The organism is Planktothrix sp. (assembly GCF_046067725.1).
In the GTDB taxonomy this organism is placed as follows: Bacteria; Cyanobacteriota; Cyanobacteriia; order Cyanobacteriales; family Microcoleaceae; genus Planktothrix.
The window spans coordinates 1-12,885 of record NZ_JBJUDF010000326.1; the positions used below are offsets into that span (position 1 = coordinate 1).

Here is a 12,885-nt window from a genome sequence, read left to right on the forward strand (position 1 = left end):
TATTGATTTTAATGATATGAGTTTAGAGGATGCCAGTAATTATCAATTACCTTTGGAACATATTAAAATTAATGTGAAACCAGAAAGAGATAAAAATAGAAGAAAAACAACTAAATTAAATTGGTGGAAGTTTGGTGAAAAACGTCCCGAAATGAGAAAAGCTATCAATAATAAATCTTTTTATTTGGCTATTCCAGCACATTCAAAATGGTTTATTTTTATGCCTGTTTTATGTAAATATTTATCCAACAATTCTATTATGATAGTAGCATCAGATGATTATTATATTTTAGGAATATTAACATCAAACCTTCATAGAATTTGGGTAAAGGCACAAAGTTCTACATTAGAAGATCGGACAAGGTATACTAATACAACTTGTTTTGAAACCTTTCCCTTTCCTCAAAACCCGGATCAAAAGATAGTAGAAAAAATTAGAAAAACAGCGATTGACTTACAGGAATATCGGAGTCAAGAAATGCAGAAAAAAGGCTGGGGAATAACTCAACTGTATAATCAATATTACCCTGAACCTGCCTCTAAATTATATAAATTGCATCAAAAACTCGATCAGTTGGTTAGGGAAGCTTATGATTTTAAACAAGAAGATAATCTCTTAGAAAAACTCTTAGAGTTAAATCAGGAATGCGCCGAAAAAGAAAAACGAGGAGAAGTGGTTCTGGGTGCTGTGGCTCCTGATTTTTGAAGGAATCCCAAAAAAACATGAATTCCCCTAGCTTATTGATAATCTTTTCTGAGAATTAAAACGTGCAAAAAGTCAAGAAATATGAAAAAAAATTACATTTTTCTTGTCGAATTGTTGCAAATGGGGGGCAAATTTGCCCAGAACGCCCATTTTCTGGTAACAATACTCAAAGGTAAGCCCTAATGATCTGGCGATGCCCATAGCCGATCACCTGAAGAGAGAGCAGACGAAAAAGGAACCGATTAAAATATGTTTACTTATGTAAAACCCACGATTAGACACATCAAGCCAGAGAACCTGAACGGGCGACAACTGATGAAAGTCGTTTATGTGGTGCTAGAAGCGCAATATCAAAGCGCCCTATCAGCGGCAGTTCAGTCCATTAACGCCAATAACCCCAATGTGGCGATCGAAATTAGCGGTTATTTGATCGAAGAATTACGATCTGCCGAAAATTACGAAAGTTTTAAACAAGATTTATCAAGCGCGAATATTTTTATCGCCTCCTTGATTTTTATTGAAGATTTAGCCGATAAACTGGTTGAGGCTGTAACCCCCTATCGAGATCAACTCGATGTGGCGGTGGTCTTCCCCTCCATGCCTCAAGTCATGCGCCTCAACAAAATGGGGACATTCTCCATGGCGCAACTGGGACAAAGCAAAAGTGCCATCGCCCAGTTTATGAAAAAACGGAAAGAACAGTCTGGGGGATCTTTCCAAGATGCGATGCTGAAGTTGCTGCAAACTTTACCCAAAGTCCTGAAATATCTACCGATGGACAAAGCCCAGGACGCTCGCAACTTTATGTTATCCTTCCAATATTGGTTAGGAGGATCTTCCGAAAACTTGGAAAACTTCCTGCTGATGTTAGGGTCAAAATATGTGTTTACGGGTAAAGAAAAACTGCAATTTGCTGACCCCGTAACCTATCCCGATATGGGTATTTGGCATCCCCTGGCCCCGAAAATGTTCGAGGATGCTAAAGATTATATTCAGTGGTATAATAGCCGCGACGATATTTCCAACGACCAAAAAGATCCTCTCGCCCCCTGTGTCGGCTTAGTGCTGCAACGGACACACCTCGTCACCGGAGATGATGCCCATTATGTAGCAATGGTACAGGAACTCGAAGCGTTAGGAGCACGAGTGTTACCCGTGTTTGCAGGAGGGTTAGACTTTTCTAAACCCATTGATGAATATTTCTGGGATAACCCCCCCAAAGGTATTCAACCCCAACCTATTGTCGATACTATTGTCTCCTTAACCGGGTTTGCGTTAGTCGGAGGCCCCGCTCGACAAGATCACCCAAAAGCGATAGACTCATTAAAACGGTTAAACCGTCCCTATATGGTGGCCTTACCTCTAGTCTTCCAAACCACTGAAGAATGGGAAGAAAGCGATTTAGGGTTACATCCGATCCAAGTGGCGCTGCAAATTGCTATTCCTGAACTGGATGGTGCTATTGAACCGATTATTATTTCAGGACGGGATGGAGCAACGGGAAAAGCTATTGCCTTACAAGATAGAATTGAAGCGATCGCTCAAAGAGCGTTAAAATGGGCAAATCTGCGGAAAAAACCCAAATTAGACAAAAAAGTTGCTATTACCGTTTTTAGTTTCCCCCCGGATAAAGGAAACGTCGGGACAGCGGCTTATTTGGATGTGTTCGGATCTATTTATGAAGTGCTCAAAGCCTTAAAAGGGAATGGCTACGACGTTCAAGACCTGCCAGAGTCCGCCGAGAAACTGATGCAGGAAGTTATCCACGACGCCACCGCCCAATATCAAAGCCCCGAACTGAATATTGCCTATCGGATGTCCGTGGCTGAATATGAACGGTTAACCCCCTATTATGATCGCTTAAATGAAAATTGGGGGCCCCCACCTGGAACGTTAAACAGCGATGGCGAGAATTTATTGATTTTCGGAAAACAGTTCGGGAATGTGTTCATCGGCGTTCAACCCACCTTCGGCTATGAAGGCGACCCGATGCGGTTATTGTTCTCTCGGTCAGCCAGTCCCCATCATGGCTTCGCCGCCTACTATACCTATTTAGAACAAGTGTGGCAAGCGGACGCGGTGTTACACTTCGGCACGCACGGATCATTAGAATTCATGCCCGGAAAACAAATGGGGATGTCGGGAGAGTGCTACCCCGATAATTTAATCGGTAGTATTCCTAACTTGTATTACTACGCCGCCAATAACCCCAGCGAAGCCACCATCGCCAAACGTCGCAGTTATGCCGAAACCATTTCTTATTTAACTCCGGCTGCGGAGAACGCTGGCTTATATAAAGGATTGCAAGAACTCAATGAATTAATTGGGTCTTATCAAACCTTAAAAGATAGCGGACGGGGTGTGGCAATTGTGAATACCATTGTGGATAAGTGCCGTTTGGTGAATTTAGACCAAGATGTCACTTTACCTGAAAAAGATGCCTCGGAATTAACCGCAGAAGAACGAGATACTATTGTCGGACAAGTGTATCGGCGGTTAATGGAAATTGAGTCGCGGTTGTTACCTTGCGGGTTGCACGTCATCGGTAAACCGCCAACGGCTGAAGAAGCGATCGCCACCTTAGTTAATATCGCCAGTATTGACCGAGAAGAAGAAGGCTTAAAAAGTTTACCCCGCATTATTGCCAATAGCCTTAACCGCGATATTGAAGAACTGTATCGCAATAGCAACTTAGGCGTGTTAGGGGATGTGGACTTATTGCAGAAAATCACCGAAGCCACCCGCGCGGCGGTGAGTGCGTTAGTTCATGAACAAACCGACGCCGAAGGACGGGTATCGTTAGTTTCCAAACTCAATTTCTTCAATATGGGCAAAAAAGAGCCCTGGGTTGAAGTGTTGTATCAGTTGGGTTACACCAAAATTGACCCCGAACCCATTAAACCGTTATTTGAGTATTTGGAGTTCTGCTTACAACAGGTTTGCGCCGATAACGAGTTAGGTTCCCTGCTGCGCGCCTTAGAAGGGGAATACATCTTACCCGGCCCAGGAGGCGACCCCATCCGTAACCCGGATGTGTTACCGACGGGCAAAAATATGCACGCCCTCGATCCCCAGTCTATCCCCACCGCCGCCGCCGTCAAGTCCGCCCAAATCGTCGTAGAACGGCTGTTAGAACGGCAAAAGATCGAAAATGGTGGAAATTACCCGGAAACCATCTCCGTCGTCCTCTGGGGAACCGATAACATCAAAACTTATGGGGAGTCTCTCGCCCAAGTCATGTGGATGGTGGGGGTTAAACCCGTACCCGATGCGTTAGGACGGGTGAATAAGTTGGAGTTACTATCCTTAGAAGAGTTAGGACGTCCGCGTATTGATGTGGTGATCAACTGTTCTGGGGTGTTCCGCGACTTATTTATTAACCAAATGGCGCTGTTAGATAAAGCCGTGAAAATGGCAGCAGAAGCAGATGAACCCTTAGAAATGAATTTTGTTCGCAAACACGCTTTAGAACAAGCGAAAGAATTAGGGGTTTCTGTCCGACAAGCGGCAACACGGGTGTTTACAAATGCGTCGGGTTCCTATTCGTCTAACGTGAATTTAGCCGTTGAAAATAGCAGTTGGGAACAGGAATCAGAATTACAAGAAATGTATTTGAAACGCAAATCTTTTGCTTTTAATTCTGATAATCCGGGGACAATGGAACAAGATCGAAATATCTTTGAGTCGGCGTTAAAAACCGCAGAAGTAACGTTCCAAAACTTAGATTCTTCGGAAATTAGTTTAACGGATGTGTCCCATTATTTCGATTCTGACCCAACCAAATTAATCTCTAGTTTACGCAAGGATGGCAAAAAACCAGCCTCTTATATTGCGGATACAACAACAGCAAATGCTCAAGTTCGGACGTTATCAGAAACCGTTCGTTTGGATGCTCGTACCAAGTTATTAAACCCGAAATGGTATGAAGGAATGTTATCTCATGGGTATGAAGGGGTGCGGGAACTTTCTAAGCGCCTTGTTAATACAATGGGATGGAGTGCAACGGCGGGTGCGGTTGATAATTGGGTTTATGAGGATGTAAATACAACGTTTATTGAAGATGCAGAAATGCAGAAACGTTTGATGAACTTAAATCCCCATTCTTTCCGTAAGATTGTCAGTACGTTGTTAGAGGTGAATGGTCGTGGCTATTGGGAAACTAGCGAAGAGAATTTAGATCGTCTGCGCGAGTTATACCAAGAAGTTGAAGACCGGATTGAAGGGATTGAATAAAACCCTTTAAACAATCTATAACCCCCTGTAGAGACGCGCCATGGCGCGTCTCTACGAGATCTAGGGAACACTACTGTGATCTGATATAAATATTAATTTAAGAGAGAGACGCGCCGTGACTCGTCTCTACGAGATCTAGGGAACACCACCGTGATCTGATATAAATATTAATTTAAGAGAGAGACGCGCCGTGGCTCGTCTCTACTAGGTTTAGGAAATATAGCCGTGATGTAGGGTAAGAATAAATGTAGGATGGACAACGATGACATTATATAAAAATAAATATCGGATTGAATCTACACGATTACCTCATCATAATTATGCTGCCAATGGCTGGTATTTTGTTACCATTTGCACAAAGGATAAACTGTGGTTTTTTGGTGATATCGTTTCCGGTAATATTCAATTTTCTGCTATTGGTGAAATTGCCAATAAATTTTGGTCAGACATTCCGAATCATTTTCAGGATGTTTACCTAGATGCTTATATTATTATGCCTAATCATGTACATGGGATTATTGTTATTGAGCGATCGCAGAACGAAGAATACGGAGAGACGCGCCATGGCACGTCTCTACAAGGGACGGATGAATCTAACAAATTTGCACCCTTAAAACCAGGTTCCTTACAAGCTATTATTAATGCTTATAAATCTTCTGTAACCCGTTGGTGCCGTAAAAATGGTTACGATAATTTTGCATGGCAACCTCGATTTTATGATCATATCATTCGAGATGAACAATCATTAGCTAAGATTCAGGAATATATTGTTAATAATCCTGCCAAATGGAATGAAGATCAAGATAATCCTGCTAATTTGTGGATGTGATAAAATATAAATAGATACTTTTGCTAGAGTTTACAAAATTTGGATTAACGAATACTGCTATTATTATAGCAGTATGCGATCGCTACTTAGTATTAACCGACGACTATAGAGGGTTTAACTTATGTTCGATCTGAATAAAATATTCGGAGCCGCCGATCTGGTATCAGATTTGGTCGGAGCCAAGGAACGCCAAGTCCGAAAAATTAAGTTTTTTCGCTACAAAGAAGGTAATCTCGGCATCGCGTTTTTTGACAGTCAAACCATTCACGGTGAATATTGGATTGAAAATATCCCAGTTCCTGCTGAATACGAACCGATTTTTGAGGCGAGTGGGTTGGAGATTGGAACTAAATATGATGTCGTTTTGCTAGGGTTGCAGCCGTTTTCTGCGGACAAAAAAGTGTTGAGAACTCCCGCCATTCAGAAACGTCTGTTATCGGTTATTTTTGAGGCTTTAAAACCCCACCAACCCCTCCAATGAACCGGATTTCTGGCTTAAGTTTTGCTATTTTCTGGTTCTCAGGCTCCCGCCTGGGAATACTATACTGAGGCTCTGCCTCTATTAACTCTTCTAAAAGATCGTTAACTCGCTTTTCTATATCCCAGTGACTTATTCTGAAGACTTCCCATTCTTTTTTGCGTAAATCTCGATCTTCTTTCAAGATTTTTGAATAAGATTCTTCATCACAATAATGGCTTTTTCCATCCACTAGAATCAGGTAAGCATACCCACCCTAAAATTATTTCAACTGATGTTCAAGAATCTCTATTTTAGAAATTTTCCAAATTCCATAAGGTATTTCTGGGGTAATTTCAATATAGGCTTCGCCCAACTCAAGGGAACGAATAGGTACAATTGTAAAGGATAAATGGGTTTTGAATTGAATTACAGCTTTAAAGATACTATTACTATCTTCTATAATTTGAAAGATATATATTGTTAAGTTAGGATTAAGCAATGGCGGAAAGCTTTGGAAGAATTGATCCATTAAAATCAACAGTTCTGCTTTGTTGTATCCAAAATTGCCTGTATAATTATTTGAAATTAGACTTTTAAAACTATTGATATTTTTGGAGTCATAAGCACTTTTAAATTGTTTAAATATGGCTAAAGTGTTACCTGATAATCTTTCAGGTTCATAACTTTTCTTATATAAAAGATAAATTCCATTGGCTAATTTTTCTAATAATAAAGAGAGAATCCGATCTGGCAACATAAAACATCTGTCATGAACTGAGTGCAGAACTGGGATTTTAAGTATAACTAAAGCTTAATATATAGCGCTACGCATGATGGGTTAGGACATTTTTGAATCCAGCAAACCCTTTCACTTCTTACTGTTCCCTGTTCCCTGTTAAAGTAGTGCTATAGTAAAAAATGTAATCAATATTTATAAAAAGCCCGTGACGAGGATTGAACTCGTGACTTCCTCCTTACCAAGGAGGTACTCTACCACTGAGTTACACGGGCAAAAAAAATTAAGAACTGAACCTTAAGATTTAAGAGTTCCTAATCTCTAAGTGTTAATTTTAGAGGTGGGCCGAGCTGGATTTGAACCAGCGTAGGCGTAGCCAGCGGATTTACAGTCCGCCCCCATTAACCGCTCGGGCATCGACCCATTTATTCAACAATTTTATATAGTAGCACAATCTCAAAAAATGTCTAGGGGTTTTGGAAAAATTTTTTTTCATCAGGAAGACGGAGGCTCAAAACGCTGACGGTTAGGGAATCTGCGGGATTGTTCTATTGTTCGGCTCGAACGAGGAGACGCCGTGCGAGGACGTTGAGTGCGGCTAGGGAAATCGCTTTCATCATAAATTTCCCCCACTAACTCCTCTAAAATATCCTCTAACGTGACTAACCCCACCGTTCCGCCATATTCATCAACCACGATGGCAAGATGGATGCGCTGTTGTAGCATTTCCTTGAGTAAATCCCCGACTCGTTTGGTTTCGGGAACGTAAACCGGAGGACTCATGGCTTCGGTGACAGAAATGCTGTTGCGTTCCTCCTCATGGGTATGGGCTAATTGTAACGCCCGTTTCAGATGGACAATCCCCACAATTTCATCCTTGGATTCTCCCTGAACAGGAATCCGCGAATATCCGGTTTCTAAACATAACTCAATCACTTCGGGTAAAGTGGCTTGATGGGAAATCGTTCGCATCTCAATTCGCGGTTTAACGACTTCTCGCGCCATTAAATAATCCATCATCAAGGCTTTATTCAAGAGTTGATGTTTTTGCCAGTCTAACTGACCTCGACCGCCTAAAATTTCAATCATCAGTCGTAAATCTTGCACCGATAATCCCTGCTGGGTTCCACCTGGGCTAAACAGACGGATAATACTTTGAGTAATTGTTTCTAATAAAACAATCACTGGAGACATAACAATCGATAACCAATAAATCGGCCGAACAACCGCTTTAAAAATAGGTAAAACGCTGTTAATCGCAAAGGATTTAGGTGTAATTTCTCCAAAAATTAGCACTAAAAAGGTAACAACAGCCGTTGCAATTCCAATTCCTGCATTCCCTAACCAGATGGCAAATAAATTACTGGTGAGAATGGCAGAGAAATTATTCACCAAGTTGTTTCCGACTAACAGCGTTGTGATAAATCTTGCCCGTTTTTCTAAAACCAAGGTATACATTCCATTCGGATCACCTTGTTCTTTAATTAAAGCTCGCAGTTTTAAATTATCAAGAGCGGTAATAGCGGTTTCGGAACCGGAGAAAAAGGCAGAGAGAACCAGCATGAATGCCAGAACCAGAATATCTAGCCCAACATTTCCCAGTAAAGGCATCGCTTCCGCAAGGGCAAATAAGAATTCAGATGGAAAAGTTGTCAACACAACAGAATAAAATTATCTAAAAAAACTGTTTTGATTGTAGAGCATTGTCATTGCCGTCAGCCAATTTTGAACAGGAATCTATACAAGAAAGGACTCCTGATTTTCAGGAAGTCCTCTGAATACAATGGGTTAAGTTTTATTTTCGTAGCAGCCTTAAATCACGGTATCATCAGGAATCACTGCATTTTTAAGAACAACAACAATCCCACTGCGGATATAAAATCCTAAATCTTCTCGTTCTGCTTCTTGGATATTGTCTTTGTTGATAATTTTAACATTGCGACCAATGCGAGCATTTTTATCAACAATGGCTCGACGAATTAAAGTATTAGCCCCAATACCTAACGGCACTTGGCCTTCCTGTAAGCCGGATTGACGTTCTGAGAACGGTTGATAAAAGTCTGAACCCATGAGCAGGGTATCTTCAATCACACATCCAGCTTCCACGCGGGAACGTAACCCCAAAACTGAATGATCAATGCGACATTCTTTGAGAATACAACCCTCAGCAACAATGGATTCAGTAATGTGACAATCTAAGATTTTTGTCGGAGGTAAGTAACGAGAACGGGTGTAAATGGGAGCCGTTTCATCATAAAAACTAAAGGGAGGTTGTGGTTGTTGAGTTAAACCAATATTGGCATTATAAAAGGCTTCAATGGTTCCAATATCTTCCCAATAGTCTTTAAATAAAAAGGCTTGAACATTATGATCACCAGAGGCGCTGGGAATAATTTCTTTACCAAAATCGGTCTGTTCAGGATTATCAGTTAACAACTTAATCAAGACATCTTTGTTAAAGACATAAATCCCCATCGAAGCAATATAAGGATTTTCTTTCGCCTGTTCAGCCGATAAACCCAACATGGAGGTATCAACCTGCATTTGTTTGAGGGCGTCTCCTTTGGGTTTTTCGCTAAAACTCACCACCCGTCCTGAGTGATCGAGTTTCATTAACCCAAAATCAGAGGCGCGTTTTTCGTCAATGGGTAATACCGAAAGGGTAATATCTGCATTGGTGTCTAAATGACGTTGGACAAATTGTCGATAGTCCATGCGGTAAAGATGATCACCGGATAAAATCAGATATTGATCAACGTCCCATTCTTTAAACAGCCACAAATATTGACGCACCGCATCTGCTGTTCCTTGGAACCAGTTAGGATTTTGGGCGGTTTGTTGGGCGGCTAACACTTCCGTAAAGCTATCATCAAAGCCAGAGAAGTTATACGCACGAGCAATATGACGGTTTAAGGATGCTGAGTTAAACTGGGTTAAAACGTAGATTTTGAGGATTTCGGAGTTAATACAGTTACTAATGGGGATGTCGATTAACCGATATTTCCCCGCAATGGGCACCGCAGGTTTGGCCCGCATTTTGGTTAAAGGATACAGGCGGCTACCCGCACCGCCACCGAGAATGATTGCTAAAACTCGTTTCACAAAAAATTACCTCTCAACTGCCAATAGTCTTCCCAAGTCCAGTGTCCGACTGTACGGTACTCTTGACAAGGGGGGAGAAGCAAAACCTGTCTTAAGTTTGGGTTAGGGGTAAGTTAACAGGACGGAATAACAATGACCAAGGAATTGTTCAACGGGGATTGAATTTTGAGAATTGAATCGTTTCTACTTGCATCGTTGTTGATAATTCTTTATATTTTTTTGCTGGATTAATCGGGAATTGTTTTGAATAATTAAGGTTATACCAGAATAAACAGAATCAATTTTGATTCAGAACAGAGGATTTATGATGCACCCATATTGGCATAAGGTTTCTCAGGCAATTAAAGTGGCTGTAGTCGGGGTTTCTTTACCTTTATTGTTGTCGAGTGCAGGGTTGGCGGAACAGAACGTTAAGCAAGAAGCTATTCAGGTTGATCCGAGAATTAAAGAGCCGATTGAGATGTTGATGGATGATAATACTGATAATGATCAAGAAGCTATTAGCCAATTAAGCAAAATTCCTGATGTTGTTAATACTTTAATTCAAGAATTAGAAAATAATAACAATCCTGAAGTTATTGCCTCTGTACTCCAAGCCTTATCAGAAATTGCACAAACTACTAAAATTCTGCCTCAACAAACTGATTATATTACTAATTTAATCATTGATCATAAGTTGCTCAGTCACCCTGATCAGTTAGTGCGTGTTTATGCTATTGATGTTTTGAGCAAGATTGCACCGCAAGAGAAAATACAGAAGACACTTAAAATTTTATTAAATACCCTGAAAGATAATAACAAAGGTGTTCGTTATCGCGCTGCTGGCGCTATCTATTTTCTACTTCGTAAAATTGATTCTTCAGATTTACAACAGGCTCTAGTAGACGTGAGATCAGTTGCATTAACTAAAAGCAATGATTGGCAAGTACGACTAGGTGCTGCTTATGCTCTTGCAAGTAGTGGTCGAGACGTTAAAACCGCAATTACCACCTTTAAACAATTATTAGACCAACAAGATCAAGAAATAACACAAGAGGTAATTACGTTATTGCGTTATGCAGGAGATGAATTATCAATAAAATCATCTAACTTAACAAAAGAAGAAAAGTCCAATGCTAAAGAAGGTTTGGAAGATGCTTTAGATTATTTGAATCAAAACTATAGTAGTGAAGATCAAAAATCAAGATCAAATATCACCCAAGCCAAAGACTCTTTAAATTATGCCATCAATAATATTGATAATATACCCGACTCGGTAGAACCTAAAATTATACTGGATTGGATAGTCAGTAAACCTCAAGAATCCGTGCCAATATTAATCATTATATCTTGGCTATATTTTGTTTTAATGTCTCTGTGGTTACGTCCTTTGTGGCTGTTAAGGTGTAATGATATTCTACAGCGCTATACCGATATTCCCTTACCAAGTTTTCTAGGAAATCTCAAAATTTCAGATTTATTAAGGTTGCTTTTATTTCGGTCTTGTTACCACCCCAGGGTACTAGACGCATGGGTTAAAGATAATTTAGGTAAAGCTCGTAAAGAATTTGACAAAAAAACAACGGTTAAAGAGCGTAGTATTTATGTTCCCATCCCAGTCATTTTAGATGGTATTGATATAGCGGAATTGACAGCGAAGGAATTGCAAGCTAAATTTAGTGAACAACAAGAATGTCTTTTAATTTGGGGTGAAGGGGGTTCAGGAAAAACAAGTCTTGCCTGTCAAATTGCACGCTGGGCTATGTCAGATGTTCCTGAAAAACGGCTGTGTAAACATCGGATGCTGCCAATATTAGTTGAACAGGAACTTGATGTTAAAGTTGCTGAAGGAAAACAGGTTTTTCTTGAGGTTATCCGAGGTTTATTGAAAAATTTAGTCGATGCTCAGAAGCCGGTTTCTGAAGAATTTTTAGAACAACTTCTGATTCAACAACGTTTACTGGTAATTGTGGATCACTTCTCAGAAATGAGTTCACCAACCCGCGAACAAATTCGTCCTGAATTACCCGGATTTCCTGTTAATGCTTTGATTGTAACATCACGGATGGAGGAATCATTAGGTGGAGTGAATAAAACGATACTTCAACCGATGCGAGTTGAGCGAGATCGCCTATTACCTTTTATGCAAGCTTATATTACTCAACGGGGAAAACACGATATCTTTAAAGATCAAGAATTAGTTAATGCCCGTGATCGACTGTTGATGATTGCCGATAAAAGAGATGTTACAGTGCTGTTAGCTAAACTTTTTATTGAACAGATTATTTCAGTTAAAACGGGAGGAAATATTGATGAATTTCCTCAAAACATCCCTGATTTAATCTTAGAATACTTAAATCGAATTAATGGGAATATATCAGGTGATCATCCAGAAAACTCTAAGATTCATCAGGATGTTAAAATTATTGCTTGGGAATGTCTAAAACAAACGTATCGACCGACAACAGCGTTAAAAGAGACTGTTGTTAAAGCGTTAGGGAGTGATGATGCAGAAGTCCGTCTCAAATATTTAGAAAATCGTCTCTGCATCATCCAAACTATTCCTCCTAGTTACACTGAAATTCGCTTTGTGCTTGATCCTTTAGCTGAGTACCTAGCGGCTATGTTTGTTGTAGAACATTGCGGTAATAATGAGCAGTTATGGCATGAATTTTTTGCTCAAGCCGATATACAACAAGGTACGCCGGAAATGATTAAAGGATTGCTATTAGCAGTGCTAGATTGTTGTTTAGCTAACGATAAAGCTGCAAAAATCCCTGAGTTTGTATTATTAGAACTTGATACGAGAACAAGTTCAGGCTCCAACTCAAAGATTTAAG

General features: G+C 40.3%; 8 protein-coding genes and 2 tRNA genes. 5 read left to right on the forward strand and 5 right to left on the reverse strand.

The genetic code is table 11. The features are described 5' to 3' along the window. The 4 genes from ACKPEB_RS20070 to ACKPEB_RS20085 all read left to right on the forward strand — a co-directional run. Positions 1–706, forward strand: a 706-nt coding sequence (locus tag ACKPEB_RS20070) for a type IIL restriction-modification enzyme MmeI (RefSeq protein ID WP_408966768.1), incomplete at its 5' end; no start/stop codon positions are given. Between the two features lie 249 nt (positions 707–955). Further along, positions 956–4,939, forward strand: coding sequence for a magnesium chelatase subunit H (locus ACKPEB_RS20075; RefSeq protein ID WP_408966769.1), 3,984 nt, complete (start codon positions 956–958; stop codon positions 4,937–4,939). A 262-nt stretch (positions 4,940–5,201) separates the two neighbouring features. Next, positions 5,202–5,768, forward strand: coding sequence for a transposase (locus ACKPEB_RS20080; RefSeq protein WP_408966770.1), 567 nt, complete (start codon positions 5,202–5,204; stop codon positions 5,766–5,768). Between the two features lie 121 nt (positions 5,769–5,889). Then, positions 5,890–6,249 carry a hypothetical protein gene (locus ACKPEB_RS20085; protein WP_408966771.1) on the forward strand — a complete coding sequence of 120 codons (360 nt, stop codon included), beginning with the start codon at positions 5,890–5,892 and terminating at the stop codon, positions 6,247–6,249. Positions 6,250–6,508: 259 nt separating this feature from the next. Here ACKPEB_RS20085 and ACKPEB_RS20090 read toward each other — a convergent pair whose 3' ends face one another. From ACKPEB_RS20090 to ACKPEB_RS20110, 5 genes are all read right to left on the reverse strand, one after another. After that, entirely contained in the window at positions 6,509–6,985 is a 477-nt protein-coding gene (locus ACKPEB_RS20090; RefSeq protein ID WP_408966773.1) for a hypothetical protein, read from the reverse strand. Between the two features lie 182 nt (positions 6,986–7,167). Continuing rightward, positions 7,168–7,239: transfer RNA gene (locus tag ACKPEB_RS20095), tRNA-Thr, on the reverse strand. A gap of 66 nt (positions 7,240–7,305) precedes the next feature. Then, positions 7,306–7,387, reverse strand: a tRNA-Tyr gene (locus ACKPEB_RS20100). 72 nt (positions 7,388–7,459) lie between these two features. Then, a complete protein-coding gene (locus tag ACKPEB_RS20105) occupies positions 7,460–8,575 on the reverse strand; it encodes a hemolysin family protein (RefSeq protein WP_408966798.1) in 1,116 nt (371 codons plus the stop codon). A gap of 201 nt (positions 8,576–8,776) precedes the next feature. After that, positions 8,777–10,066 (reverse strand): glucose-1-phosphate adenylyltransferase, encoded by a 1,290-nt coding sequence (locus ACKPEB_RS20110; protein ID WP_408966774.1) that lies wholly within the window; start codon positions 10,064–10,066, stop codon positions 8,777–8,779. Positions 10,067–10,370: 304 nt separating this feature from the next. Here ACKPEB_RS20110 and ACKPEB_RS20115 point away from each other — a divergent pair, with 304 nt between their 5' ends. Continuing rightward, on the forward strand, positions 10,371–12,884 hold the full coding sequence (locus tag ACKPEB_RS20115) for an NACHT domain-containing protein (protein ID WP_408966775.1): 2,514 nt from the start codon (positions 10,371–10,373) through the stop codon (positions 12,882–12,884). Position 12,885 lies beyond the last annotated feature (1 nt).

Excerpts from the sequence above, each read along its gene's own strand:
- ACKPEB_RS20075 (WP_408966769.1), top strand. The coding sequence starts at position 956 with ATGTTTACTTATGTAAAACCCACGATTAGACACATCAAGCCAGAGAAC.
- ACKPEB_RS20080 (WP_408966770.1), top strand. The coding sequence starts at position 5,202 with ATGACATTATATAAAAATAAATATCGGATTGAATCTACACGATTACCT.
- ACKPEB_RS20085 (WP_408966771.1), top strand. The coding sequence starts at position 5,890 with ATGTTCGATCTGAATAAAATATTCGGAGCCGCCGATCTGGTATCAGAT.
- ACKPEB_RS20090 (WP_408966773.1), bottom strand. The coding sequence starts at position 6,985 with ATGTTGCCAGATCGGATTCTCTCTTTATTATTAGAAAAATTAGCCAAT.
- ACKPEB_RS20105 (WP_408966798.1), bottom strand. The coding sequence starts at position 8,575 with ATGCCTTTACTGGGAAATGTTGGGCTAGATATTCTGGTTCTGGCATTC.
- ACKPEB_RS20115 (WP_408966775.1), top strand. The coding sequence starts at position 10,371 with ATGATGCACCCATATTGGCATAAGGTTTCTCAGGCAATTAAAGTGGCT.